Source organism: Kordia algicida OT-1, assembly GCF_000154725.1.
GTDB lineage: Bacteria > Bacteroidota > Bacteroidia > Flavobacteriales > Flavobacteriaceae > Kordia > Kordia algicida.
Window position 1 is genome coordinate 3,230,097 of sequence record NZ_DS544873.1, and the last position, 25,576, is coordinate 3,255,672.

Sequence of the window (25,576 nt, forward strand, 5' to 3'; positions counted from 1 at the left end):
AAGATAGAAATATCTTTAAATTATTTCTCTAGAACAATCTTCTGCACAACATCCAACAAATTATGCACATACGCAGAAGCTTCTAGTTCTACCATGTCTTTTTGCACACAATACGTTCCTAAATAATGTACTTTCTTTAAAGCTTCAAAATAATCGTGTATTTCGTTTGTGTTTAGTAAGTCTAATAGTTCTTTTTGTGCATCTGTGAGTGTTGTAGTTTTTTCGTGTACTGACATGTTAGAGTTAGTTGTGTTTTTTCGATATATAAATATCGAAAATCTAACTTTTAGCAGTGTTCGGAATAGCGAACATATTGATAATAAGCTGATTAAATGAGTGTTTGTAGTTTTGAATTTTCATGAAAAAAGAATTATTGATTACAGTTTTTAACGGATAAAACATAGTTTACTATCAAACGACAAAAAATAAATTAGTGATAACGATTGATAAAAATTAGGTTGTTTTTGGTCATGCTGAACTAAATGCTGAGTTTATCTAAGTACAGCATCACAAAAAACTACAAAATAATGTGACACTGAATCAAGTTCAGTGTGACGTAGCGTATCAAAGAAAAGTCTAACATTCTAAAAATCTAAACCAGTCTGGTAACCAAGTATTTCTCGATACATTTTTTCCGCTACGCTTCAAAAAACCACTCGAAAAGGCATCTTTGCTTTCAAGTACATTATATAATTCGTCTTTACGAGCGATAGCGTAGTAATCTCTTTATCAAATAACAGTTTTGTTCTTTGTAGTATAAGATTGCTTCGTCGTTTCCTCCTCCAAAGACGTTTTTATTATTTTATTTTCTAATGACACATTAAAAATTGTATTTCGACTGCGCACAAAATGGCTAAGAAAATAATGAGACACTGAATTAAGTTCTGTTTGAATAATAATCAAATAAATCATAAAAACTCCTCGATATTTATAAATTACGGTTATAGTTCATTTTTATTCTTTCTTCATTTTGAGTACTTTTAACATAATTATTAATTTTTTTAAAATTTAATTTTTATGAAAAAAAAAGAATCTTAAATCCCTAAAACTGAACAAAAATGTTATCTCAAATGATTTAAAAAATGTGCAAGGAGGAACTATTCCAAAAAATAAAATAAAAGTTCCATCAAACACATGTCAATCAAACTGTGGTGATTGTACAGAAGGTTTTTTTTGTATCAATTTCTAATTTATGTATTCAAGCGAACTTCGGTTCGCTTTTTTATTTCTATTTACGATTAAATAATTAAAATGAATAGTAAATACTATTGAAAGTAGGTTATTTTCGGGCATGCTGAACTGAATGTTGAGTTTATCGAAGTACAGCATCACACAAAACTAAAAATATGCAACACTGAATCAAACTCAGTATGACGAGCAATGCTACTTATTCCTTAAAGAAGAAACTCAGCTATCATAACTTTAAAATCGTTATTGTATTTTTTCTTGCTATAATCTGCAAAATATATAAATTACAAGCTTTAGTTTTTATGTTCTTAGTTTCTTTAAATGAGCTATTTTCTCAATACGCCTGTTTAAAAAAGTAAGGTTACCGATTATCGCGATTTAAGTATCGCATAAAATATAATAAGGTTGCCAATGAGCCAAGTGCCGCGACAACGTATGTTCTTGCTGCCCATTTTAAAGCATCTTGTGCGCCAGCAAATTCTTCTCGCGTTACCATATTTTTATCTCGAAGCCATTTTAAAGCTCTGTTACTCGCATCATATTCTACGGGAAGTGTGATAAAACTAAACAAAGTTCCTGCTCCAAACATAATGAGTCCGATAATTAATACTGTTTGTCCCAAACCTGCTCCTTGACTCGCCATGAGTGCAATTCCTCCAAAAATAACCCATTGCGAAAATTGTGAAGTAATACTTACCACATGCACCAATTTTGATCGCATTTGTAACCACTTGTACCCTTTTACGTGTTGTACAGCGTGTCCAACTTCGTGTGCCGCCACTGCCGCAGCCGCAGCGTTTCGTTGCAAAAATACACCTTCACTTAAATTTACTGTTTTTTTAACAGGATTGTAATGATCGGTCAACATTCCTTTGACATGTATGACTTCAACATCTCTAATTCCGTGATCTGCAAGCATTTTTTCTGCAATTTCTGCGCCACTCATTCCGTTGCGTAATTGTAATTTTGAGTAATATGCAAATTTGCTTTTGAGTTTAGAACTCACAAACATACTTACCAACATTATTGCGCCCACTAAGAGCATATATCCACTTGAAAACATATTCTTTAATTTTAGTTATTTAACAAAATAGCTTTACTATTTTAAAAGGTATTTATTCTACTTTAAAAACTAGAAGTGATAATACCCATTTGTTCGGTTTTACGATAAAAAATACAAAAACCTCGCCAAATAGGCGAGGTTTTGATGTGTATGAGTTAAATTTCAATTCTTTTGAATTCAAAAAAGCTTTAATCGCGTTCTACTTTGCGCAATGCCGCTTTTTGAATGACAACTGCGTGATAACTTGTGACAGCTAATTTTTCGCCTCCTGTTTTTCTTGGATCAGCTTTTTCAGTCACAATGATATTAAAAAATATGCGTCCATCATTTTTAAATTCTACACTACTGTTTAAAATTCTGTTGTTGACTTCAAACGTGCTAAATAGTGTTTGTCGCATATAGTTTGCTCGTAACACAACGCCGTTATTTTCGTCTAAATCGTACAATCCTTTTGCAGGATCAACTACGATAAGCGTGTATTTGCGTTCGTCTTTTTTCTTAGCAACAATATATGACATTACGTATTCGAACTTTTTTGGATCTTCCGTTGGAGTAATTCGTAATTCCATCGGAACATTTTGCAGTACACCAGAAGCATCTGCAATGTTTAAGTTTCCTGCATACGTACCAACATATTCTTTAGGAAATGCATATTGTGTAGGGAATTCTTTGTCTTCAGCATTTTTCCCTGCACGTTCTTTTGCTTGTTTTTTTTGTGCCATTCCGACACTCATACTAAGAATTGCGATTAAAAAAAGTAGTTTTTTCATGTGTGACGTTTATTATGATGATACTAAGAACTCATTTTGAATTTTTATGTTTCTTTAAAAATAAAAATTCAAGACGTGTTTTAAGATAAATTTTATTCTTAACTAGCTATTTTCATACCAAATTCTAGACTCATTTATATTTTACACTATTCTGAATAACAGCTTAAAAGAATTTTTATCCTACGATATTAATGATTTTTCCTGGAACTACAATCACTTTCTTCGGAGTTCTTCCGGCCAACTGTGCTTGCGTGCGTTCGTCTTCTAGAATTATTTTTTCGATTTCTTCTTTTGATAAATCTAGTGATAATTCTTTTTTGAAACGCATTTTTCCATTAAAAGATACTGGATATTCTTTAGAACTTTCTACCAAATGTTTTGGTTCAAATATTGGGAATTTCGCTGTTACGATAGAACCTTCGTTTCCTAAACGTTCCCATAATTCTTCTGCAATATGCGGTGCGTATGGCGAAACTAAAATGGTTAATGGTTCTAAAATTGCTCTACTTGTACATTTTTGATCGGTTAATTCGTTTACACAAATCATAAATGTACTTACTGAAGTATTGAACGAGAAGTTTTCGATGTCTTCCTGAACCTTTTTGATCGTTTTGTGTAATGTTTTTAAGTTGTCTTTTGTCGGTTCGGTTTCGGTAACGCGTGGTCCTTCATCAGTAATATACAGTTTCCACAATTTCTTTAAAAAGCTAAAAACACCTGTGATTCCTGCGGTATTCCAAGGTTTTGCTTGTTCTAATGGACCGAGGAACATTTCAAACAAACGCAAACTATCGGCTCCATACGCTTCACAAATGTCATCTGGGTTTACGACATTATATTTTGATTTGGACATTTTTTCGACTTCGCGAGAAACTTTAAATGTGCCATCTTCTTCACAAATAAATTCAGCGTCTTTATAATCAGCTCGCCAATTTTTGAAACCTTCCGTATCAAGTTCGTTAGCTGAATTTACTAAGGAAACATCAATATGATAACGTAAAATCCTAAAACCAATTGGTGAAGTGTATTTATCTTTTTCAGATAAGTCTAAATTAGCATTTTTTATTTGTTTTTTAAGTAAGCGCATTATCTCATCGTCTAATTTTCCACTCAAAGTACCACTCTCTATTTTTTCAACAATACTACTACTAACACAAATAGAAGAATAAAACTCTCTACTTGTAGAGTTTTCAAAATTACCCGTAGATTTTTTACCCATTAGTGGAATAGAATAAACTTTATAAACAAAAGCACTCGTTCCCAAAATCATTCCTTGGTTTATCAACTTTTTAAATGGTTCGTCTACATTTACAAAACCTCTGTCTTTTAAGAATTTTGTCCAGAAACGTGCGTATAATAAATGTCCGGTTGCATGTTCGCTTCCACCAATGTATAAATCTACATTTCCCCAATATTTTAATGCTTCCTCGCTTGCAAAGTTGTCTTCTCTAGCTGCTTTTTCCATATAACGGAAGAAATACCAAGAACTTCCTGCCCAACCTGGCATGGTATTGAGTTCTAGTGGAAATATGGTTTCGTTGTCAATTTTATCATTATCAACAACCGTGTTTGTGTTTGTATCCCAAGCCCAAAACTCAGCGTTTCCTAATGGTGGTTCGCCTGTTTCGGTTGGTAAATATTTTTCTACTTCTGGCAACGTAATTGGTAAATGTTTTACATCGATCATTTGTGGCATTCCATTTACGTAGTATACTGGAAATGGTTCTCCCCAATAACGCTGACGCGAGAATACCGCATCGCGCAAACGATAGTTGATTTTTCCTTTACCAAATCCACGTTTTTCCATTTCGTAAATCACGGTTTTCATCGCTTTTTTGTACGTGAGACCGTTTAGGAAATCAGAGTTTGCGATTTTAGTTCCTTCTTTGTCTGCGTGTGCTTCTTCTGAAATATCAACACCTTCAAAGATATTCGGAATGTCTAAACCAAAGTGTTTTGCAAAGTCGTAATCACGTTGATCTCCGCATGGAACTGCCATCACTGCTCCCGTTCCGTAGCTTGCCAATACGTAATCGCCAATCCAGATTTGTACTTTTTCTCCCGTAAACGGATGCAACGCATGTGCACCTGTAAAAACTCCAGAAATGGTTTTTACATCTGCCATACGTTCACGTTCGCTTCGCTTGGAAGTTGCTTCAACATACGCTTGAACGGCTTCTTTTTGGTCTTCTGTGGTAATTTTGGCTACTAAATCGTGTTCTGGCGCAAGCGTCATAAAACTTACTCCATAAATGGTATCTGGTCGTGTGGTAAATACGTCAATATTTGCGTCATGTCCATCCACTTTAAACGTTACCATAGCTCCTTGCGAACGACCAATCCAATGTGTTTGAGAGTCCATTAATGCCTGAGGCCAATCGATGGTATTCAAACCATCTAGTAAACGTTGTGCATACGCAGAAATTCGCATGCTCCATTGTGTCATTTTTTTACGCACAACAGGATGTCCGCCACGTTCTGAAACTCCGTTCACGATTTCGTCATTTGCTAAGACTGTTCCCAACGCAGGACACCAGTTGACTTCGGTTTCCGCCAAATACGTAAGTCTGTATTTTAGTAGTATTTCTTGTTTTGTTTTAGAATCGTACTGCGTCCATTCTGCGGAAGCGAACACAGGAGTATCATCATCACAGATCGCTTTGACATTGGCGTTTCCATCCGTTTCAAATTTCGCGACAAGCGTGTCAATATGTTCTGCTTTATCGGTTTCGACGTTGTACCAAGAGTTGAATAGTTCGATAAAAATCCATTGTGTCCATTTGTAATACGCAGGATCTGAGGTGCGTACTTCTCTGCTCCAATCGAATGAGAAACCGATTTTGTCTAGTTGCTCACGATAGCGTGCAATGTTTGTTTTTGTGGTAATTGCAGGATGTTGTCCAGTTTGGATAGCGTATTGTTCTGCTGGCAATCCGAAACTGTCATATCCTTGCGGATGCAAGACATTGAAACCTTGATGGCGTTTGTAGCGCGCATAGATATCTGAAGCAATGTACCCTAATGGATGACCGACGTGTAAGCCTGCACCTGATGGATAAGGAAACATGTCGAGCACGTAATATTTTGGTTTGTCCGAGTTGTCTTCGGCATGGAAAGTTCCGTTTTCCGCCCAATATTTTTGCCATTTGGCTTCAATTTCGTTGAAATTGTACTTCATCTTGATCGTTTTTTAAGAAGCGCAAATTTAATGGTTTTTTGTGGAATCGGTTATTTGTTTTTCGTCTTTTGTGGATTTGTTTTTTGAAACTTCAAAATTAACTCGTGAAACTACTAACACCCAATTTCTAAAACCTAATACCTAATTTTCCTTTCTAAGTCTAAACTCATAAACTTATCAACTCATAAACTTCGTATTGTTTTATTTGTTTTTCGTCTTTTGTGGATTTGTTATCAAAGTATTCTCGACTGCGCTCGAATTGACATTTGAAACGTATTAATGCCCAATCCCCAAAACCAAATACCTGATTTTATAGCTAAAATTCAACATTTATAATTTTTAATTTATAGTTTTACATTTCTAATGCACTATTTATGAGTTCTTCTTTTGAAAAGTATCAAAAAAAACGATTGATTTCTTCTTATTTCTCTGTGGTATTGAGCACAACATTGGTGCTTTTTCTATTAGGAATATTGGGTTTATTGGTTTTGAATACGAAGAAAGTAGCGGATTATTATAAGGAAAAAATCGCTGTAACGGTGTATTTGAAAGACAGTGCAAAAGATGTCGAAATTAAACAACTTCAAAAAACTTTGGCATTAGCCGAATATACAAAGTCAGCCGAATATGTTTCTAAAGAAACCGCAGCAGCGAATTTAACTGCCGATATTGGAGAAGATTTTGTGGAATATTTAGGCGAAAATCCGCTATTGAATTCCTTAGATGTGTATATAAATTCAAAATTTGTGACTGGTGAACAATTAGAAGCCATTGCTGCAGAAATCTCTGAAAAGAATTTTGTCAAAGAAGTTTCTTTTGATAAACCTTTGGTGGCAAAACTAAATGCAAACATCAAACGCATCGGATTCGGAATTTTAATTGCCTGTGTTTTCTTCGCTTTTGTCGCGGCATTGTTGATAAACAGCTCCATTCGTCTTTCGGTATATGCAAAACGATTTACCATAAAAACCATGCAAATGGTAGGTGCAACGAAAGGATTTATCCGAAAACCATTTATCTGGAATAGTATTAAAATGGGCATTATTGCTGCAATTTTAGCTTTAGCAGGAATGGCAGGTGTATTGTATTATGTAAACAAATCATTGCCACAATTACAACTTGCCAACGACAAAATATTGATCGGCTCAGTATTTGCAGGAATTTTAGTCATTGGTATTTTAATCACGTTGGTTAGTAGTTTCTTTGCCACACAACGTTTCTTAAATTTACGTACCGATCAGTTGTATTACTAAGGTTTTAATCGTTCAACTTTTTTAAATCAGCTATCGCTTGCAAGCTGATATTATTTAATATCTTGTTCTCAATAAACACAAGCGTATTGCTTTCTAGAATTAATCTATGGGATTTTTTGACTTTTTTAAACGTAAAAACGATGCTTCATCACAAAAAGAAGTGTCTAATACAGGAATTTCACCTGCATACAAAGTAGTTTCTACATATAACAAATACACCAAATTATTCGTCAATATGATGGCTAGTGGAAATTATGCACCAATTGCCGCATAAGAAAAAGTCAAGGCGAAATTATTGGGTATTTATACATCACTAAAGACGAGAGTTATACAATTTCTATAGCAGAAGTGATTACTGCGATGAAAGAAGAATTTTCAAAACGAATGAAGGCAAATGCAATCAAATCATATGCAATTTATTATCATTCGGTATTCAATAATGATAACAATCACGCAATTGCAGACGAACACAATTTGCCAAAAGCCATCTCTATTATTGTAAAAAATTCGACTGGTTTTGAGGAAACTTTTGCTATTTCTCATCAATTTGAAAACGATGGTTTCAATGTAGGTCCGATGACGCATGTAACGCCACAGGAATTTCAGAAAATTTTAGAAGTTGAGTTGTTGGAAGGCAAAGATTATTTTCAGGAACGTATAGAACGCGAACCGCCAACGGTTGAAAATGAATTTGGAGTTACCATTAAAACTGTTAATAATGGAAGCGTTGGCGATTTTTGGGGAGGAATGTTTGGTTTTGAATTTTTCAGAGAAATGTCGCGCGGAGAACTATTTGAACACATGACATTGGCAGAAACAAAATATGCACCAATAGCGGTTGTAGACGATGTAAAAGTGCATGAACTCAACTTTAATAAACTCAGCCTGCGCACAGTGAGTAGTTCTGACGATGTTATTACTTCATTTCCAACGGTTAAAACCAAGCAAGCAATTACTGTAAGTTTGAAACAAATTGACCAATGGGAACACAGCAATGATTTGGAAGCGATTGTATATGGTGGCGGCAGAAATACATTTGCCATTCGTTTTTACGCAACGGATTATGCGTTTAACCGAGAAAAGTACCTTTCCAACACAACAGTAAATGTAAAATTGAGCGCAATTCTTTATGTACTTGACAAACATAAAGAAAAAGATAATAAAGTAACAGATGATTTAAGCATGAGTGCCGAATTTTGTATGTACATGCCAAGTCAGGAAAGTGCCGAATTTGGCTGTTTTGATTTCATCGGAAAGTTAGAACACATGGAAGAAGCAAATTATCTTGACAATGACGAACACAGTGGCTATATTTTACGCATAAAACTGATAAACAATGAAGAAATTGAAGATTTTTTTACAATTGATATGTTTGTCAACAAAAAAAATATGCGTTTTACCGATCTCAAAATTGGCATGAAACTCACAGGAATGTTTCAACTCTTTGGCGAATTGGTAAATTGATAGATTTTATAACTATCTTACAACCTTAAATATAAATTCAAAATAATAATAATGAAGGCGTTTTTTTCACTTTTAATACTCTTATTCTTTTTTACGAGCTGTGAAAACCAGCAAGAAATAAGTTCTTTTAATGCTGAAAATTGGGCAAAACGAACTATTGATATTAGTAGTAAAGATTCATTAAACTACGGAAAAACTTATCTTTCTATTTATGCTCAAATTTACAGTTTATCTGAGCACAAAAAACATAGTTTGACCGCAATGGTAAGTTTGCGAAACACGAGTGACAAAGATTCTATCTATCTGTTAAGAGCTAGCTATTATGATACGCATGGAAAATTAGTGCGAACTTATTTTGACAAACCAATTTACTTGGCGCCTTTAGAAACCACTGAGATTATTATTGATGAAAAAGATGTTACTGGCGGTACAGGATCTAACTTTATTTTTGAATGGAAAACACCTAAAAATACTCCCGAACCGTTATTTGAAGGTGTGATGAATTCTACCATGGCACAACAAGGACTTTCATTTACCACACAAGGCAAACGCATACAATAACAGTTAAAATGACCGCAATTCTTACTACATTTTTTTTCCTTATTGCTGTAATTGACCCTTTGGGTTCAGTTCCTGTATACTTAGAAGCGACAAAGGAATTTGACAAAATTCATAAACGAAAAATTGCCATCAGAGCAAGTGTGATTGCTTTTATGATTTTGCTATTTTTTATTCTTATTGGACAACTTATTTTGGAAGGAATGTCTGTTTCACTAGATGCATTTCAAATTTCTGGCGGCGTTATTTTATTTTTATTCGCCTTAACAATGATTTTTGGTGATGGAAAACCTGAACATGAAAAAAATCAAATTACTGACTACAAACATGTTACTATTTTCCCCGTAGCGATTCCGTCTATTGCTTCGCCTGGAGCAATTATGGCAGTTGTATTAATGACAGACAATCATGTATACAGTATTGAACAACAAGCCATCACAACTGTTCTTGTATTAATTGTAGTAGCACTAACTTGTTTAATTTTACTAGCGGCAAGTTCAGTACAAGAAAAAATAGGAAGCTATGGAATTACGGTAATTAGTAAGATCATGGGATTAATCTTAGCTTCATACGCAGTACAAAGTATTTTAAGTGGTATTGCTCATTATTTTGGGCAAATTTAACTTTAGAAAATAACATTTTTTTAATCTTTAAATTTTCAAAAAAATACTTATTAGCCCAGAATATATAGTAAAAAAAGCGATCCGAAGATCGCTTAATTTTTTTAAATCTATCTTAATAAAGACCATTATCTATTGGACACGTCATACAACTAACGTCAGAAGCCGGGCAATTGTCATTCGTTTTGCAGTGTTTGTTATTCGTACACACACAAGATGTTGTTTGACACGACCCTACTTGAGTTGCACAATCTACACCGCTTCCTCCAAGTATAGCACTCCCATCAAGATTTGAAATTGATTTTTTGTTAAGTGTTAACGTTTTTAAATTCTTTTTTTTCATAATGAACTATTTTGTATTTAAATTTTATTGAATATAGTTCTAATTGAATTTTCAGTATAATAACTATTCTTACGATTCATAAATTGTAAGCATATGTTCATGAAAATTTATAAGCAGATAATCCTTGTATTGTATATGATATTAGCAAAATAGCACTCCAAACATTAACAGCATTTAACCTTTTCTTATAAAATAATTAGGAACTTATTGAGTTATCTTTACATTAACAATTCAAACCAAAATTTATGATGAAAATATTTACGTGATTAAGAAATGACATTTTAATTTTTAAAAATTATAATTATGAGAAGATTCACATTTATATTTTTAGGCATAGCATTAGTAGTATTTTTAGCGTATTCATTCAAACCAGTAACTAAGGTAAAATCGGATGATTGCGTACTTATTTCTGGAAAAATTGTTTCTATTGAAGAAGGAGCATCTAACGATATCCAAATTCGATTAGAAAACGATAGCCATTACTATTATATCAATCGCGGCTTAGAGAAAGGCGTAAATTTAAAGCAATTAAGTTCAAAAGTTTTAAATAAAACCGTTACTTTGTACTGTCCGAACCGATGGACAATTACAAATCCTGATGGAATTGTTCCACATATTTCAAAAATGGAAAAAGGTACTTCCGTTGTTTACAGCGAATTTTAGTAGGCTTTTTTATTTTGGTGTATGTTTCGGTGGACACTTGTAAATTTGAGCGTGCATGAAAAACAAGAAATCAAAAAACAGCAAACCTGCTGAAAAAAATACTCCACAACCGCAACAAAAAACCTTTGTTTTCGGAAAGAAGAATTATGTATTTATGCTGATTGGACTCGCCGTAATCGCATTAGGATTTATCTTGATGTCTGGTGGCGCAAGCAACGATCCAAACGTATTCAATGAAGCTGTCTTTAGCACAAGAAGAATACACATTGCACCAATGGTTGTCATTCTCGGATTTGCCATTGAAGTATATGCTATCTTGTTGAATCCAGATTCCTAATTCATGGACATTATTAATGCAATTATCCTTGGAATTATTCAAGGATTAACGGAGTTTCTACCTGTATCTTCCAGCGGACATATTGAATTGGGAAAAGCCATCTTAGACGTTGAAGTTAAAGATGAAGATAATATGCTCATGACGGTCGTACTGCATTTTGCTACAGCATTAAGTACCATCGTTATCTTCCGAAAAGACATTCTAGAGTTACTCAAAGGTATCTTCCAATTTAAATGGAATGAAGAATCGCAATTTGCAATAAAAGTTATCATTTCAATGATTCCTGCGGCACTTGTTGGTGTTTTCTTTGAAGATCAATTGGAATCTTTATTTGAAGGAAATATTCTATTGGTTGGTTGCATGTTAATCATTACCGCAGTCCTACTCTATTTTGCCGATAAAGCCACAAACACTAACAAAGATGTAAGTTATAAAAACTCGATTGTCATCGGAATTGCGCAAGCGATTGCCATGCTACCAGGAATTTCACGTTCGGGCGCTACCATTTCTACGTCGGTTTTGCTTGGGAACGATAAAACGAAAGCAGCACGTTTTTCATTTTTAATGGTCGTTCCGTTAATTTTTGGAAAAATTGTAAAAGATATTTTTAGCGGAAAAATTACGTTTAATAATGATGAAATCATTCCACTTTCTGCAGGATTTTTAGCTGCTTTTATTGCTGGTTTATTTGCCTGTACTTGGATGATTAACTTGGTGAAAAAAAGTAAACTTACCTACTTCTCTATCTATTGTTTGGTAGTCGGATTGATCGCAATTGGATACGTAGGATTTCAAAAATTTCTATAAATGAAAACCCTCGAAGAATTCCAAGCTGGACAAACTTTATTGATTGATAAACCACTAACTTGGTCGTCATTTCAGGCTGTAAATAAAGTAAAATGGGCGTTAAAATCAACCTTTAAAGTCAAAAAACTAAAAGTAGGACACGCAGGAACATTAGATCCGCTTGCTACAGGTTTGCTGATTATTTGTGTTGGAAAACACACGAAGAAAATTTCTGAATTTCAAGGTCAAGCCAAAGAATATACAGGAACTATTACGGTTGGTGGCACAACTCCTTCATATGATTTGGAAAGTGAAATTAATGAAACATTTCCAACAGATCATATTACAGGTGAACTGATTCACGAAACAACAAAACAGTTTTTGGGCGAAATAGATCAAGTTCCGCCTGTATTTTCTGCGTTAAAAAAAGATGGAAAACGCTTGTATGAATTGGCACGTGCTGGCGAGGAAGTTGAAGTTCCATCAAGAAAAATTACGATTCACGAATTTGAAATTACGCGTATTGTCTTACCTGAAATCGATTTTCGAGTGGTTTGTAGCAAAGGAACTTATATTCGTTCACTGGCGCATGATTTTGGGAAAGCTTTGAATTCTGGCGGACATCTTTCTGCATTGCGTCGTACAAAAATTGGTAATTTTGATGTGAAAAACGCGATCACTCCTGAAGCTTTTGGCGAAAGTTTGCGTGGGTAACTTCGCTTCGCTCGATTCAAGGATTTAAAAATTCAATGATTCAAGGTTGTTTCTGAAATCATTATTTGATTTTTTATAAAATGCTAAATGTTAAGTGTTGAATGCGTTTCTAAAACGAATCTGAGTGCTGTTTGAAACTAATTGATACATTTTCAAATTACTACATTAAAATTTAAGTATCGCTGTCGCTCAAAATATGTTCGTATTTTAGTTTGAATTTCCAATTACTCTTACAACTTGACTAATACCTAATTCCCAAAAGTTAATGCCTATTTTTTTCGCTTTGCTCAATTCAAGGATTTAAAAATTCAATGATTCAAAGTTGTTTCTGAAATCACTATTTGATTTTTTATAAAATGCTAAATGTTAAGTTTTGAATGTTGAATGCGTTTCTAAGACGAATCTGAGTGTTGTTTAAAACTAATTGATACATTTTCAAAATTTCAAATTGCCACATTAATAACGCTTACACTAATTTCAACAAATCTGAAACCGTATTTTGTCCTTTGTCTTTATTGTACCAAACTTGTAAATCTTGTTTAAACTCTGGCGTCAATTTTCCGTGTTCGGCTTTGTAATCGTTTACCATTTTTGTAGCTTTTGTAGGTCTTGGTCCCCAATCTCCAATGACGTTTCCTGAAGTGTTATCAATAGCAATTAACTTCGGAATCGATTTTCCGCCATTGGTCAAAAACTCGTTCATTAACGCTTCATTTTCATCTCTCAATACTACTTTTAATGTAATATTATCATTCAATTCGGCAACTTTATTGATTACAGGCATAGTTTGTGCTGCATCGCCGCACCAACTTTCTGTCAATACGAGCCATGTAACATCGCCATCATACAATTTTATTTCAGCAACAGCTTCATCCGTAAGTTTTGTAGTTTTGTCCAAGCGTTTCATACGTCTATCATTTAACATCGTATAATTTGTCAAAGCTTCCGTTTGTAGTTCGCCTGTAGATTTTCCTTCGGCAACTAAATTTTGAACAAGTGTTCTATATTCTTGATACGAAGTTGCTTTTGCCAAGCTTTCTTCAATAATACTTTTTATATGTGTTTCTGTTGTGGTCATAACTAAATGGTTTTTACACGAACTCAGTCGCAGTTTTGTATAAAACTTACGTTTCTGCTTTTTGTTCTTTATGTTAAGCGTTGTAAATTTACGAAACGAATCAGCGGTATTTCCTGATGTTTGTCATAAATTAATTAAATTAAAGAAAAATGGAGTTTACGGAAAAAAGAAGATGTGCTTGGTGTGGAAACGATCCGTTGTATATGACATATCATGATGAAGAATGGGGCGTTCCTGTGTATGACGATGCTACATTGTTTGAGTTTTTAATTTTAGAGACGTTTCAGGCTGGACTGAGCTGGATTACCATTCTGCGGAAGCGTGAAAATTTTAGAAATGCTTTTGACAATTTCGATTATAAAAAGATTGCAAATTACGGTGAAGAAAAATACTTGAGTTTGTTAGAAGATTCGGGAATCATTCGCAATAAGCTAAAAATTAAAGCGACAATTACCAATGCGCAAGCGTTTATGAGAATACAAAAGGAATTTGGTAGTTTCTCAAAATATATTTGGCAATTTACTGATGGAAAACCAATTCAAAATGCTTTTACCAACCGACATGATGTTCCTGCAACTACTGAAATTTCAGATAAATTAAGCAAAGATTTAAAGAAAAGAGGTTTTAAATTTATTGGTTCGACAACAGTGTATGCACACATGCAAGCTACAGGAATGGTAAACGATCATACCACAAGTTGTTTCCGTTATTCAGAATTAAAAAACGCGTGATGAAGTATTATTTTATAGTTTTATGTTTGGGATTTTCGTTGTATTGCAGCGCACAAAATTCATATAAATACGAAAAAGAAGATCGTATTGAAAAGCAGTTATTTCCTCAAAATGCTTTAAAACTTTTGGAAGAAACTTTACCAAAAAAAGTGAAAAAGCTAAAGTATTATAAAGAGCAAGATAGTGTGAAAATTAGCTATGAAACAAAGTTAAAATACAAAGGCACAAAATACAGTATTGAGTTTGATAAAAAAGGACATTTGGAAGATGTAGAAGTTACGATAAAACAAAAACACATTCCGCCAAAAACGCTCGAAATGATAAAAAAGCACATGTATGACGAATATGATTCATTTCGCATCAAAAAGATTCAGCGTCAATACAGAAATTCAAAAAACTCCATAGGCAAAAAAGTCATAAAAAATGCTTTTTCTGAAGCTGAAGACAGCTCGTTTTATTACGAAATTATTGCAGAAGTAAAGACTGGAAAAAAGCGCTATTTTATTGAAATTACGTTTACCAAAACAGGCAAATTCGATTTGGTAAGAACTATTATCCGAAGCTCATATGACCACATTTTATACTAGATTTTATATAGCTTTTGCGATTTTTCTCTGTTCGTACTCAGTATGCTCACAGAATGATTTTACCATTTTTTTTGAACCATCTTTCGCTGTCAATCATAAAGTGAATGACAGTTATAAAGTGAATTTTTCTACCGTAGCTAGAAATTATGTGTACCGTGATGACGAATTTGAGTTTACTACCCGACAACTTCAATTTGTACACTTTTCTACTTATAGCTTCAACTCTAATCATAGTTTGAGTGGTGGAATTATGTATCGTTTTCGTGAAAATTTTGAAGATCGTAGCAACGAGTTACGGCTCACCCAACAATACAATTATGCCGAAAGACCAAATATAGTTCGTTTTGGACATCGCTTTCGAAGTGAACAACGCATTACCACCAATAATACAGTACATCGCTTTCGCTACCGATTTACGATTGACTTTCCACTTTCGGGAGAAAAACTCGATATTGGCGAAGCGTATTTTGTGGCAAATGCCGAATCATTGTTAAGTGTCGTAAAAGCAGATGCTCCACAAATCGATCAACGGTTTACAACGCAAATTGGTTGGCAATGGACAGAAAATTTAAAGTTTCAAACAGGTTTGGAATATCGTTTTGAAAACTACAATCAAACCACACAAGAAATCTTATTTATCTTGACTTCTGTCATCTTAAAGATTTGATATTAAACTACAGCTTGCAAAATCCTTGAATTTTTCAATTACAATCACAAATACGACAAAAACACTTCGCGTGGTACTTCATACGCACCTAAACTTGCCAAATGATCGGTATGCATCTGGCAGTCTATAAGTTGGCAACCATTTTGTTTCAAGTGTTGTACCAAATGAATAAAACCGAATTTGCTCGCATTACTTTCAAAGCTAAACATGCTTTCTCCACAGAAAATATGTCCTAAATCAATTCCGTAAATTCCGCCAACAAGTTTATCATCGCGCCAAACTTCTACAGAAGTTGCATGCCCTTTTTCGTGAAGTTCTATGTACGCTTCTTCCATTTCAACCGTAATCCAAGTATCATCTTGTCCAGGACGTTCAATGAGTGCGCATGCGCGGATGACATGTCGAAACGCTTGATTGTAAGTGACTGTAAATGTTTCTCGACGCAAGAGCTGTTTCATACTTTTAGAAACTTTTAAATCGTCTGGAAACAATACCATTCGCGGATCTGGTGACCACCAAATAATGGGTTCACCTTCACTATACCAAGGAAAAATTCCACTTTGATATGCTAATAATAAACGTTCAGGTTGCAAATCGCCTCCAACTGCCAAAATCCCTTCTGATGTTGCTTCCGACACTGGCGGAAACGCTATTTTATCTGTTAATATATACATGTAATTCTCCCGATCTTGTCGTTAGTTTTAGAAAAGAAATAGTAATTCTTTGATTTTTAGTATTTTTTCGCCAAATTTGTAATTAGTCTAAATACAGCTAAACGTATATTTCATCATTGCTTTTTGAATTAGAGTATGAGGACTAAAGCCTAAAACCACAATACTAAGTCCCGTTTTCGGGACTTTTTTTATAGCAATAATAATCCTAAAATATACACTGCCGATCCTACTAACATTAAAATAATGGTGTATGGTAATATTTCTTTTGCTTTTAATCGTGTAATACCCAATAATGGCAAAGCCCAAAAAGGTTGTAACATGTTTGTGATTTGATCTCCGTAAGCCAACGCCATGATTGCTTTTTGTAACGGAACGCCTAATTCTAAAGCAGATTTTATCACAATTGGACCTTGTACTGCCCATTGTCCGCCGCCACTTGGCACAAATATATTGACCAGTCCTGCGCTGAAAAATGTAAATATTGGCAATGTGGTTTCGGTTGCAACCGACACAAAACTATCTGAGATCATTCCGACCATTCCAGAACTTTTCATGATGCCCATAATTCCAAAGTATAATGGAAATTGAATTAGAATTCCCGAAGTTCCTCTGATTGCTTCTTCTACAGCAGTGAGAAAACTTTTAAAATTTCCGTGCAATACTATTGCCAAACCTAACATAAAAAAGTTGAGCATATTTGGGGAGATTTTTATTTCAGATAATGAACTTAAGTTGCCAGAATATTGAATAAAAAACACAGCTAAAAGTAAAATTCCAAATATGATAGCGAATACAGGAGAATAATCTAATTTTTCTGCACCTTCTAAATCTTCTTTTCCTTTTGTGTTGAATTGATACGTTGGCAAATCTAGTTTTGTAGGAGTCGCTTTTTTGGAAAGAAAACGCAATGTTAACGGAATTACGACAAGTAAAATTGTGAATAATAATAAATTCCACCAACTAAAAATGGTACTACTTGAAGTGATGACTTCTGGAACTTTTCCAAACGTATCCACATCCAAAACGCCATTCATCATGTCGAGCAAATGTCCTTCTTCTGCTACTTTTGAAGGTGCCGAACCACTAATACCGCCATGCCAAACCATCAAACCAACATAACCTGCGGCGCCAACCAACGGATAATTGATCGGAATGTTATTCTGTTGCGCGTGTTCGCCAACTTTTCTTGCGAGAATGGCTCCGAATATCAAACCCAATCCCCAATTGAAAAAAGCGACCAACATGGTGGTTACACTAACTAAAACGACCGCATTTGTCGTATTAGTTACTGATTTTGTAATACTGATGATGATTTTATTGACAGGTTTACTCAAAACCAATACATGTCCCAAGACAAGAATCAACATCATTTGATAAGCGAATACTAACAAGCCTGAATTCCAGATGCCATCTTCCCAAAATGACAATACACTTACAAAATGATTGGCTGTATTTGTATCTTCTGGTCGGGTAAAAAATGTTGCCAATACAATCGTTATCAACGTTAACAAAACCGCAATGGTAAATGGTGACGGCAAATAACGTTTAAAAATGGTTTCAATAGCTTTGGTAATGCGCATGGTTGATTTTTGCGTGAATTTACAAAAATGTTTTTTGAAGTTCATTTGTGAATGATTTACTCAAATTCAACTAATTGACAAATTAAAAAACATTAAATCATTTTTTCTGTTGATTTTAACTTGTATTATTATTAGTTTTAAAGCATATACATTATACAAGCAATCTAAAAAGAAAACGCATGCTAAAAAAATTTTACGATTTTAAAAACTTTAAAGGCGACTTTACGGGCGGACTCGTAGCTGGTGTCGTGGCTTTACCGCTAGCTTTAGCGTTTGGAGTACAGTCTGGAATGGGCGCAACGGCAGGTTTATATGGAGCTATTGCTGTTGGTATTTTTGCTGCGCTTTGTGGAGGCACAGAAACACAAGCAAGTGGTCCTACAGGTCCGATGACCGTAGTTTCGGCTGCTTTGATTGCTGCTGCTATTCAAATGAGCGGAAGTGAAGCTTTAAATGATAATGCCATGAGTATCATTTTAGCAACCTTTCTATTAGGTGGAATTTTCCAAGTCGTTTTCGGGTTTTTAAATATTGCCAGTTATGTAAAATACTTCCCATATCCTGTTATCTCAGGATTTATGAGTGGTGTGGGACTGATTATCGTGCTTTTACAAATATTTCCCTTTGCGGGAATGGCTTCGTCAAAATCAACTATTTCCGTAATTCAGAATTTTCCGAGTTTATTTACGGATGCAAATGTATATGCATTGTTACTCGGTGCGATTACCATTGCAGTGTATTATATTTTTCCAAAAATTACAAAAGCAATTCCAAGTGCTTTAGTGGCTTTAATTGTAGCTACATTGATTGCGTATTTTATGAAAATGGATGTTCCTTTGATTGGAGAAATTCCTTCAGGATTGCCTACTTTTCAGTTAGGAAATATTTTAAGTATTGATTCAGCTGCATACGCTACCATTGTAGAATATGCTGTGGTTTTGGCAGTGCTTGGAAGCATTGATTCACTATTAACATCTGTAATTGCAGATAATATGACCAAAACCAAACACAATAGCAACCGAGAACTCATCGGACAAGGAATTGGAAATATGATTGCGGCAGCTATTGGTGGAATTCCTGGAGCTGGAGCAACAAAAGGAACTGTTGTAAACATTAATGCAGGTGGAAGAACAAGAGTTTCGGGTATAATACACGGACTTTTCCTATTGGCTGTCTTACTCGGTTTGGGACAATTAGCCGCACACATTCCATTGTGTGTATTGGCTGGTTTATTAATTCCAATTGGATTTAAGATTGTAGATTTTAAAGGATTAAAACACCTTTTAAAAGTTCCAAGAGCTGATGCCGTTATCATGATATTGGTCTTATTAATTACTACGTTTGGAAGTTTGATTCAGGCTGTTGGAATCGGAATTGCGTTGGCTTGTTTGTTATTTATGAAAAAATCGGGTGACATTAGTGAAAAAGGTATGGAAGTTGGAAAAGTCGCTGATATTGATGGTTCAAAACCTTGGCAAGATGAAATTGAGTTTTATGAAGAATATAAGAGTAAAGTCATCATCAAACATTTGTATGGACCTTTATTTTTCGGATTTACCTCGTATTTTAAAGATCAGATTCAGTTATTGCCTAAAGATATAAAAGCAGTTATTTTTAGAATGGACAGAGTTCCGTATATCGATCAATCTGGTTTGTATACCTTAGAAGATATCATTTTCGATTTGCGTGCCAAAAACATCGAAGTCATTTTAGTTGGACTTCAAGAACAACCGTGTGACATGTTGAAAAAGGTTGATATTATTCCTGATCTCGTTCCCGAAGATGATTTATTCAAAACCATTGATGATAGTTTTGACTATTTGAAGGAAAAGTTGAAAGGAAATGCTGTTGTGAAATAGATTTTTTGAAAAATATCGATTAAAAAAAGCTATCTAAAGAGTTAAATATTCAAAAACTCTTTTAACTCTTTCGGATTATCTTTATTGTTCCAAAATAGCAGCAGTTCTATGGTTTGAGTATCTTCAAAAACATCAAAGTATAATGTTGTTTGTTTAGAGATTACAAATGAGCGCAAATTTGTTTTAGGTGATCCTTTGCCTTCAATTAATCCTAACTCAAGTTTTTTAACAAAATCATCCACTAAATTTATAAAGTCAATAATTTCATTGATTGACCATTTTTTACTGATTTTGTCTAATTCTTTTACAAATGATAATTCAGCAGTTGGTGTCCATATAACGTTCATAAGCGTATTAAGCTATGTCATATTTCTTTCGAAAATCATCCATTACATCTTTGTGTGAACGTGTCTTACCTTGGCGAGCTTGATTTCTGCTTTCTTTAAGGATTTCTTGAATTTCTGTAGGGAGTTCATCGTAGAAATCAGTAACCTCTTGTTCAGAATATGTTTTATGCAATGCGCTTACCATTCGCAAAAATCGTTCATCTGACGAGTTAATAATCTCAATGACTTTATCTCTTAATTCAATTGCTCCCATGATACATGAAGTATTATACTATCAAATATAGACAAATTATGGCATATTTAGTAACTATAAAATAGATTCAAAAACTATTTTATACATTTATTAGGAGAAAGCCTTTAACGATAACTAAGATAAATAGTTGTTTAAATATAACTATTCATCACAAGATCATATTAGTATTAGGAGGATGCTAATTCATGAATCACTTAAAATCAGAGACATTTATAAGACTATCCTTTCGGGTATAAAAATAAAAACCTGTAATCTTTTAAATTACAGGTTTTTACATTTTTTTACAACGACTATAGCCGTAATCAAGTGTACTTTTAAAGTACAATTACAGATTAAAAAGGCAAGTCATATTTTTTTAATACCAATTGTGAGCTTGAAATTACTATAAAAAGTAAATGATGGTTTTTTTATTCAAGTTGTAAATGGTAGAACCTCAACTAAGAGTTTCTCGCTTCTATTTCTTGTAACTTATTCATTTTTTCAATCAAATCTCCTGTAATTGCAACCACACTTGATTTTGGAATATTATCCACATCAAACGGCCACGTACTTGTTGGGTTTTGAAGGTCTTTGGTTTGTTCGCCTGGATGTTGTACACTTAAAAACAAGCTTTTCCCATCGGGTGAAAACCAAGGCCCTGTCAATTCTGCATCTATTGGCGCTGACGCGACGCGAATGATTTTCCCTGCGTCTTTGCCATAGCGCGGAATCACAAATAAACTATTATTTTTAAACGGCATATATGGTTTGTCTTCTCTGTTCATCACACTTCCTGACATATCCGTAGTAATCCATAAATTTCCAGACATATCAAATGCCAAGTTATCAGGACACGAAAACCCATTTTCTTCCCCACCAGCCATATATGTAGACGCTTTAAACGTTAAGGCATCGTATTCTCCATTAGTTTCCTCTATTTTAAGAATAGAGCCGTGAAAATCATTTTTAGGTTTGTTATTTGTTAATGAGACAAATACATGTCCTGTTACTGGATCAATTTCAATATCTTCTGGACGATTTAATTCAGTAGCCTTTAATATTTTGGAAGCTTCTCTTGCTCTCACTAATACTTCTGTTTGATCTTTGAATTTTTCTTTTAATAGCGGTTGCGTTGACCAATCAAGTGCTAACCATTTTCCATTAATAGTATCTGCAACATACAATGTTCCTTCTTTAAGGGAACCAGGTTTAGAAGAAATAAACTTGTATAAATGTTCGCTGTTTTTATCATCTCCTGTGTAAGCCACTACGCGTTTATCATCTAATTCGTACAACGTACAACATTCGTGTGCAAACCTTCCCAAAGCAATGTGTTTTTGAGCGGAACCATCTTTCGGATCTATCTCTACAACCCAACCATAGTGTTCAGGTGGACGATTGTAAAATTTCTCCCAACCGTATTGACTTGCTATTCTTGATCGATTGTTATTTTCATCATATTTGATCTCTCCAAAACAGCTATCATAATTCTCTTCACAGGTTAGAAATGTATTCCAAGGTGTTATTCCTCCTGAACAATTACTGAGTGTTCCAATAGCTGTATTTTTTCCTGCAATAGGAACATCCCAATTTAATTTGATAGGAGTATGTGCCGTAATTCGTTTGTTATATGGATCATTTTCAACTACTTTCCATTGACCGTTTTCTTCTTTTATCCTCACAATAGTTCCACCAACACTATAGATTTCTTTGTCCACTTGTTCTTTGGTTTTTGTAGCTCCAGGGTTACGGTAATTATAACCAGAAACAAAAAGAGAATTCATATACTCATGATTTACCCAAAGCAATCCATCTTTCGGATTCTTTTCATCAAAAGGAATAAAACAAGTAAAGTCATTATTATCACCAAAAGTATCTTCTACACTTATTTTGTCTCCGTGTTTCACAATGACGTTATACTTTAATCCATTGGCAAGTAGTAAGTCGTCTGTATCAGAAGGCAACATTCCTTTCAAAACGAAGTTCTTCAATTTTTTCAAAATAGCTTCTGGAGTGTTTTTAAATCCAGGGGCTGGAGTGGTAGTATTGCCACAACTGATTAAAAATTGTGGCATCATTACAGCTCCCAAACTCGCTTTTCCTAAAAAGGATATAAAATTTCTACGACTGTATCCCATTTGGCTTTTATTTAGTTAATAGCAAAAAACTACCTCTTTTTCTTGTATGAACTAAGGAAAGGTAGTTTTTGCTTTCATTAATTTTTTAATTTTCGCAATAAATTTAGCGCAACACAGTTGCATTAGCAAAATATTCATAGTTTTGTAACATAATTTTTTAAAAAAAGAATCGAATGGACAAAGAACAGATAGAGGTATTGGGCAATAATCATATTGCTACTAGCATACAAACTCCGTTGCGACCTGATGCTTTTGACACCTCTGATAATGAGAAGATTAAAAATATAGAAACATACTTCGGACATATCATGCAAGAACTTGGACTTGATCTTACCGATGATAGTTTATCAGGCACACCGTATCGTGTTGCGAAAATGTATGTAAAAGAATTATTTTACGGATTAAATCCAGCAAACAAACCGAAGCTTTCCACTTTTGAAAATAAATATAAATATGGAAAAATGCTGGTAGAACAAAACATTACTATTGATTCGGCTTGCGAACATCATTTTTTACCTATTGTTGGTCATGCACACGTAGCGTATATTCCAAATGATAGGGTTATTGGACTTTCTAAAATTAATCGTTTGGTAGATTATTATGCACACAGACCGCAGGTTCAAGAGCGATTATCATTGCAAATTTTGAAAGACTTACAATATGCCTTAAAAACTGAAGATGTAATTGTAATGGTAGTTGCCAAACATTTGTGTGTTTCTTCTAGAGGAATCAAAGATAAAAACAGCTTAACCACAACAGTAGAATATGGCGGGTGTTTTGAACTAGATCAAAAAAGACAAGAGTTTTTAGATATCGTTACAAAAATTTCTATTTAAAATTAGTAATCACAGATGATCTATAAAAGAACCCTTATTTTTATACTAATCCTCTCTTTTTCTTGTAGTAAACAACAAAAAGACTTGGAAAAATCTTCTGTAGATTATGATAAAGTGGATGCATTTTTTGGTACAAATGTATCTCAGATACTATTTGACCATTTGTATGTCGTATTAGATAGTGTGTCGTATGCACAGTTAAAGCAGAATGCATTTTTTAATGATATGTATGGAAGTATAGATAAAGGCTTGCCTAATTTTGAAGCTATTGACGCTAAAACATCATCTTGTTATATAAGAGGTCATTCTCATTATATTGAAATTTTAGGACCAAATAACCGTTATCAGGAGCCTATAGGAAAAAGTGGCATTGGTTTTTCACTACACAATAAAGGAGAGCATTTTCACTTAGGTGTACAACCAAAGTTAGCACAAAATAAAACTCCATACTTAAGCATTTCTGAAACTATTGACTTGCCTATTGAAAATACTGAAATTACATGGTTTAAAGCTTTTTACTCGCCTAATATAAGTACAAATCTACATACGTGGTATGCTTTTTATAATCCTATTTTTCTAGACAGTTTGTATCACGTTAAACACCATACGTATTCACGAGAAGCTTTTTTAAAAAAATTATATAAAAAAGAATGCCTTTTTAAAGATATTGAGAGTATTTCAATGCATTGCACCAAAGCAGATTTTTATCGTATTGCACAAGAAATGCGACATTTGGGATGCGATCTTATCAAAAATGAAGGAAAAACACTTACCATCGCTAGCGGTGATATAACTATAGAAATTCGCCTTTCTGAGACCATAAAAAATAGTCATATTACACAAATACAATGTAAATTAAATACTATTGATAGTAGCGTGATACAATTAGGAAATCTCACAATTACCAATTATGGTATGAAATCTATATGGGATTTTAATACTTTTAATAAAACCATCTTTTAATTAATAACCATAAAACTATTAGAAATGAAAATGAAAACTTTACGTGTATTTGCAATAATGCTGGTACTTATTACAGGAATAACCGCTTGTAAAGACGAAAAAAAAGACGCTAACAAAGAGATTTCTAAAGATACAGAAACAACAAAAACTGTTGAGACAAAAAAGGTGAAAATCACGCTTGAAAAATTAGAAGGATCACCTGCATACGCTGATGCTGTATTAGCAATGGATGCGCCCGAGGATACAAAAATTACTACGGTAGGAGAAGTGGATTTTAATTTTACTGTAAATAATTATAATCTTGGAGAGCAGACAACTGGACCAAATACTACATTATTAGCCAATTCTGGAAAAGGACAGCATATTCACTTTATACTAAACAATCAACCATACTCTGCTCATTATACACCATCTTTCAAAAAAGAGATTCCAGAAGGTGTACATCATTTGGTGGCCTTTTTAAGTCGTTCTTTTCATGAATCTGTAAAAAATGAAAACTCTGTAGTTGTCAAAAAATTGGAAGTTGGAGAAAATCCTCAAGACACACATGGTTTAGATATGAGTACACCAACATTGATTTACAGTAGACCTAAAGGAAAATATACTGGAAAAGACACTGAAAATCTTTTGTTAGATTTCTTCGTTTTAAATACTAAACTTTCAGAAACTGGTCATAAAGTAAAAGCGACTATTAATGGCGAAGAATTTATGATTACCGAATGGGCTCCTCATATTATAAAAGGGTTACCAATGGGTGAGGTTACGATACAATTGGAACTGTTAGATGAAAATGGAAAATTAATTCCTGGACCTTTTAATAAAGTCACTAGATCTGTAACACTAACAAACTAATATACTTTAAAATTTGGCTTAAAAAAAGAGGCTGTCTAAAAGTAACAATTTCATCAAACTGAGTCTAGCTCTGTTTCTCATAACAGTTATAAATC

The 25,576-nt window shown here is 33.9% G+C and carries 26 protein-coding genes; 16 read left to right on the plus strand and 10 right to left on the minus strand.

What is annotated here, in order from left to right; all coding sequences use genetic code 11:
- Nucleotides 1–20 precede the first annotated feature (20 nt).
- From KAOT1_RS13815 to KAOT1_RS13830, 4 genes are all read right to left on the minus strand, one after another.
- Nucleotides 21–236 (minus strand): hypothetical protein, encoded by a 216-nt coding sequence (locus KAOT1_RS13815; protein WP_007095448.1) that lies wholly within the window; start codon nt 234–236, stop codon nt 21–23.
- Between the two features lie 1,313 nt (nt 237–1,549).
- On the minus strand, nt 1,550–2,251 hold the full coding sequence (locus KAOT1_RS13820) for a zinc metallopeptidase (RefSeq protein WP_007095449.1): 702 nt from the start codon (nt 2,249–2,251) through the stop codon (nt 1,550–1,552).
- 188 nt (nt 2,252–2,439) lie between these two features.
- The gene (locus KAOT1_RS13825; RefSeq protein ID WP_007095450.1) at nt 2,440–3,021 is read right to left on the minus strand and encodes a hypothetical protein; all 582 of its coding nucleotides are present in this window, start codon (nt 3,019–3,021) and stop codon (nt 2,440–2,442) included.
- Between the two features lie 175 nt (nt 3,022–3,196).
- Nucleotides 3,197–6,199 carry a leucine--tRNA ligase gene (locus KAOT1_RS13830; RefSeq protein ID WP_007095451.1) on the minus strand — a complete coding sequence of 1,001 codons (3,003 nt, stop codon included), beginning with the start codon at nt 6,197–6,199 and terminating at the stop codon, nt 3,197–3,199.
- Between the two features lie 374 nt (nt 6,200–6,573).
- On the opposite strand from KAOT1_RS13830, the gene KAOT1_RS13835 reads away from it, so the two are divergent.
- The 9 genes from KAOT1_RS13835 to truB all read left to right on the plus strand — a co-directional run bounded on the left by KAOT1_RS13835 (nt 6,574) and on the right by truB (nt 12,937).
- Nucleotides 6,574–7,452, plus strand: coding sequence for a cell division protein FtsX (locus KAOT1_RS13835; RefSeq protein ID WP_007095452.1), 879 nt, complete (start codon nt 6,574–6,576; stop codon nt 7,450–7,452).
- Between the two features lie 106 nt (nt 7,453–7,558).
- A complete protein-coding gene (locus KAOT1_RS22980; RefSeq protein WP_007095453.1) occupies nt 7,559–7,726 on the plus strand; it encodes a hypothetical protein in 168 nt (55 codons plus the stop codon).
- 86 nt (nt 7,727–7,812) lie between these two features.
- A complete protein-coding gene (locus KAOT1_RS13840) occupies nt 7,813–8,916 on the plus strand; it encodes a hypothetical protein (RefSeq protein WP_007095454.1) in 1,104 nt (367 codons plus the stop codon).
- Nucleotides 8,917–8,967: 51 nt separating this feature from the next.
- Complete coding sequence (locus tag KAOT1_RS13845) at nt 8,968–9,477, plus strand: DUF3124 domain-containing protein (protein WP_007095455.1); 510 nt, start codon at nt 8,968–8,970, stop codon at nt 9,475–9,477.
- 8 nt (nt 9,478–9,485) lie between these two features.
- Complete coding sequence (locus KAOT1_RS13850) at nt 9,486–10,097, plus strand: MarC family protein (protein ID WP_007095456.1); 612 nt, start codon at nt 9,486–9,488, stop codon at nt 10,095–10,097.
- 643 nt (nt 10,098–10,740) lie between these two features.
- Nucleotides 10,741–11,100: a hypothetical protein gene (locus KAOT1_RS13855; RefSeq protein WP_007095458.1), complete on the plus strand. Its 360-nt coding sequence runs from the start codon at nt 10,741–10,743 to the stop codon at nt 11,098–11,100.
- A 55-nt stretch (nt 11,101–11,155) separates the two neighbouring features.
- A complete protein-coding gene (locus tag KAOT1_RS13860) occupies nt 11,156–11,437 on the plus strand; it encodes a DUF3098 domain-containing protein (RefSeq protein ID WP_007095459.1) in 282 nt (93 codons plus the stop codon).
- Nucleotides 11,438–11,440: 3 nt separating this feature from the next.
- Entirely contained in the window at nt 11,441–12,244 is an 804-nt protein-coding gene (locus KAOT1_RS13865; protein ID WP_007095460.1) for an undecaprenyl-diphosphate phosphatase, read from the plus strand.
- The gene (gene truB / locus KAOT1_RS13870) at nt 12,245–12,937 is read left to right on the plus strand and encodes a tRNA pseudouridine(55) synthase TruB (protein WP_007095461.1); all 693 of its coding nucleotides are present in this window, start codon (nt 12,245–12,247) and stop codon (nt 12,935–12,937) included. It begins immediately after the preceding gene.
- 466 nt (nt 12,938–13,403) lie between these two features.
- On the opposite strand, the gene KAOT1_RS13875 is transcribed toward truB, so the two are convergent.
- Nucleotides 13,404–14,015 (minus strand): thioredoxin family protein, encoded by a 612-nt coding sequence (locus tag KAOT1_RS13875; protein WP_007095462.1) that lies wholly within the window; start codon nt 14,013–14,015, stop codon nt 13,404–13,406.
- Between the two features lie 149 nt (nt 14,016–14,164).
- Here KAOT1_RS13875 and KAOT1_RS13880 point away from each other — a divergent pair, with 149 nt between their 5' ends.
- Genes KAOT1_RS13880 through KAOT1_RS13890 form a run of 3 tightly spaced genes read left to right on the plus strand, consistent with a single transcriptional unit; the run spans nt 14,165 to nt 16,000 of the window.
- Nucleotides 14,165–14,746 carry a DNA-3-methyladenine glycosylase I gene (locus KAOT1_RS13880; RefSeq protein WP_007095463.1) on the plus strand — a complete coding sequence of 194 codons (582 nt, stop codon included), beginning with the start codon at nt 14,165–14,167 and terminating at the stop codon, nt 14,744–14,746.
- Complete coding sequence (locus KAOT1_RS13885) at nt 14,746–15,333, plus strand: hypothetical protein (RefSeq protein ID WP_007095464.1); 588 nt, start codon at nt 14,746–14,748, stop codon at nt 15,331–15,333. The genes KAOT1_RS13880 and KAOT1_RS13885 overlap by 1 nt, the downstream gene beginning before the upstream one ends.
- The gene (locus KAOT1_RS13890; RefSeq protein ID WP_007095465.1) at nt 15,314–16,000 is read left to right on the plus strand and encodes a DUF2490 domain-containing protein; all 687 of its coding nucleotides are present in this window, start codon (nt 15,314–15,316) and stop codon (nt 15,998–16,000) included. Before KAOT1_RS13885 ends, KAOT1_RS13890 begins: the two co-directional genes overlap by 20 nt.
- Nucleotides 16,001–16,044: 44 nt before the next feature.
- Here the strand turns inward: KAOT1_RS13890 and aat are convergent, their stop codons facing one another.
- Both aat and KAOT1_RS13900 read right to left on the minus strand, forming a co-directional pair.
- Nucleotides 16,045–16,674 carry a leucyl/phenylalanyl-tRNA--protein transferase gene (aat, locus tag KAOT1_RS13895; RefSeq protein ID WP_007095466.1) on the minus strand — a complete coding sequence of 210 codons (630 nt, stop codon included), beginning with the start codon at nt 16,672–16,674 and terminating at the stop codon, nt 16,045–16,047.
- Between the two features lie 188 nt (nt 16,675–16,862).
- Entirely contained in the window at nt 16,863–18,299 is a 1,437-nt protein-coding gene (locus tag KAOT1_RS13900) for a short-chain fatty acid transporter (protein ID WP_007095467.1), read from the minus strand.
- 134 nt (nt 18,300–18,433) lie between these two features.
- Between KAOT1_RS13900 and KAOT1_RS13905 the strand changes: the two genes are divergently transcribed.
- Complete coding sequence (locus KAOT1_RS13905; RefSeq protein WP_007095468.1) at nt 18,434–20,113, plus strand: SulP family inorganic anion transporter; 1,680 nt, start codon at nt 18,434–18,436, stop codon at nt 20,111–20,113.
- A gap of 41 nt (nt 20,114–20,154) precedes the next feature.
- Here the strand turns inward: KAOT1_RS13905 and KAOT1_RS13910 are convergent, their stop codons facing one another.
- The 3 genes from KAOT1_RS13910 to KAOT1_RS13920 all read right to left on the minus strand — a co-directional run bounded on the left by KAOT1_RS13910 (nt 20,155) and on the right by KAOT1_RS13920 (nt 22,830).
- Nucleotides 20,155–20,460, minus strand: a complete 306-nt coding sequence (locus KAOT1_RS13910) for a hypothetical protein (RefSeq protein ID WP_007095469.1) — start codon at nt 20,458–20,460, stop codon at nt 20,155–20,157.
- A gap of 7 nt (nt 20,461–20,467) precedes the next feature.
- Nucleotides 20,468–20,713 (minus strand): hypothetical protein, encoded by a 246-nt coding sequence (locus KAOT1_RS13915; RefSeq protein WP_007095470.1) that lies wholly within the window; start codon nt 20,711–20,713, stop codon nt 20,468–20,470.
- Nucleotides 20,714–21,150: 437 nt separating this feature from the next.
- Complete coding sequence (locus tag KAOT1_RS13920; protein ID WP_007095471.1) at nt 21,151–22,830, minus strand: PhoX family protein; 1,680 nt, start codon at nt 22,828–22,830, stop codon at nt 21,151–21,153.
- Between the two features lie 173 nt (nt 22,831–23,003).
- Between KAOT1_RS13920 and folE the strand changes: the two genes are divergently transcribed.
- From folE to KAOT1_RS13935, 3 genes are all read left to right on the plus strand, one after another.
- Nucleotides 23,004–23,666, plus strand: coding sequence for a GTP cyclohydrolase I FolE (gene folE / locus KAOT1_RS13925; RefSeq protein WP_007095472.1), 663 nt, complete (start codon nt 23,004–23,006; stop codon nt 23,664–23,666).
- A gap of 84 nt (nt 23,667–23,750) precedes the next feature.
- A complete protein-coding gene (locus KAOT1_RS13930) occupies nt 23,751–24,629 on the plus strand; it encodes a DUF5829 family protein (RefSeq protein ID WP_157560138.1) in 879 nt (292 codons plus the stop codon).
- Nucleotides 24,630–24,659: 30 nt separating this feature from the next.
- A complete protein-coding gene (locus KAOT1_RS13935; RefSeq protein WP_238528705.1) occupies nt 24,660–25,481 on the plus strand; it encodes a hypothetical protein in 822 nt (273 codons plus the stop codon).
- The last annotated feature ends 95 nt before the right edge of the window (nt 25,482–25,576 follow it).

Excerpts from the sequence above, each read along its gene's own strand:
- KAOT1_RS13815 (WP_007095448.1), bottom strand. The coding sequence starts at position 236 with ATGTCAGTACACGAAAAAACTACAACACTCACAGATGCACAAAAAGAA.
- KAOT1_RS13820 (WP_007095449.1), bottom strand. The coding sequence starts at position 2,251 with ATGTTTTCAAGTGGATATATGCTCTTAGTGGGCGCAATAATGTTGGTA.
- KAOT1_RS13825 (WP_007095450.1), bottom strand. The coding sequence starts at position 3,021 with ATGAAAAAACTACTTTTTTTAATCGCAATTCTTAGTATGAGTGTCGGA.
- KAOT1_RS13830 (WP_007095451.1), bottom strand. The coding sequence starts at position 6,199 with ATGAAGTACAATTTCAACGAAATTGAAGCCAAATGGCAAAAATATTGG.
- KAOT1_RS13835 (WP_007095452.1), top strand. The coding sequence starts at position 6,574 with ATGAGTTCTTCTTTTGAAAAGTATCAAAAAAAACGATTGATTTCTTCT.
- KAOT1_RS22980 (WP_007095453.1), top strand. The coding sequence starts at position 7,559 with ATGGGATTTTTTGACTTTTTTAAACGTAAAAACGATGCTTCATCACAA.
- KAOT1_RS13840 (WP_007095454.1), top strand. The coding sequence starts at position 7,813 with ATGAAAGAAGAATTTTCAAAACGAATGAAGGCAAATGCAATCAAATCA.
- KAOT1_RS13845 (WP_007095455.1), top strand. The coding sequence starts at position 8,968 with ATGAAGGCGTTTTTTTCACTTTTAATACTCTTATTCTTTTTTACGAGC.
- KAOT1_RS13850 (WP_007095456.1), top strand. The coding sequence starts at position 9,486 with ATGACCGCAATTCTTACTACATTTTTTTTCCTTATTGCTGTAATTGAC.
- KAOT1_RS13855 (WP_007095458.1), top strand. The coding sequence starts at position 10,741 with ATGAGAAGATTCACATTTATATTTTTAGGCATAGCATTAGTAGTATTT.
- KAOT1_RS13860 (WP_007095459.1), top strand. The coding sequence starts at position 11,156 with ATGAAAAACAAGAAATCAAAAAACAGCAAACCTGCTGAAAAAAATACT.
- KAOT1_RS13865 (WP_007095460.1), top strand. The coding sequence starts at position 11,441 with ATGGACATTATTAATGCAATTATCCTTGGAATTATTCAAGGATTAACG.
- truB (WP_007095461.1), top strand. The coding sequence starts at position 12,245 with ATGAAAACCCTCGAAGAATTCCAAGCTGGACAAACTTTATTGATTGAT.
- KAOT1_RS13875 (WP_007095462.1), bottom strand. The coding sequence starts at position 14,015 with ATGACCACAACAGAAACACATATAAAAAGTATTATTGAAGAAAGCTTG.
- KAOT1_RS13880 (WP_007095463.1), top strand. The coding sequence starts at position 14,165 with ATGGAGTTTACGGAAAAAAGAAGATGTGCTTGGTGTGGAAACGATCCG.
- KAOT1_RS13885 (WP_007095464.1), top strand. The coding sequence starts at position 14,746 with ATGAAGTATTATTTTATAGTTTTATGTTTGGGATTTTCGTTGTATTGC.
- KAOT1_RS13890 (WP_007095465.1), top strand. The coding sequence starts at position 15,314 with ATGACCACATTTTATACTAGATTTTATATAGCTTTTGCGATTTTTCTC.
- aat (WP_007095466.1), bottom strand. The coding sequence starts at position 16,674 with ATGTATATATTAACAGATAAAATAGCGTTTCCGCCAGTGTCGGAAGCA.
- KAOT1_RS13900 (WP_007095467.1), bottom strand. The coding sequence starts at position 18,299 with ATGAACTTCAAAAAACATTTTTGTAAATTCACGCAAAAATCAACCATG.
- KAOT1_RS13905 (WP_007095468.1), top strand. The coding sequence starts at position 18,434 with ATGCTAAAAAAATTTTACGATTTTAAAAACTTTAAAGGCGACTTTACG.
- KAOT1_RS13910 (WP_007095469.1), bottom strand. The coding sequence starts at position 20,460 with ATGAACGTTATATGGACACCAACTGCTGAATTATCATTTGTAAAAGAA.
- KAOT1_RS13915 (WP_007095470.1), bottom strand. The coding sequence starts at position 20,713 with ATGGGAGCAATTGAATTAAGAGATAAAGTCATTGAGATTATTAACTCG.
- KAOT1_RS13920 (WP_007095471.1), bottom strand. The coding sequence starts at position 22,830 with ATGGGATACAGTCGTAGAAATTTTATATCCTTTTTAGGAAAAGCGAGT.
- folE (WP_007095472.1), top strand. The coding sequence starts at position 23,004 with ATGGACAAAGAACAGATAGAGGTATTGGGCAATAATCATATTGCTACT.
- KAOT1_RS13935 (WP_238528705.1), top strand. The coding sequence starts at position 24,660 with ATGAAAACTTTACGTGTATTTGCAATAATGCTGGTACTTATTACAGGA.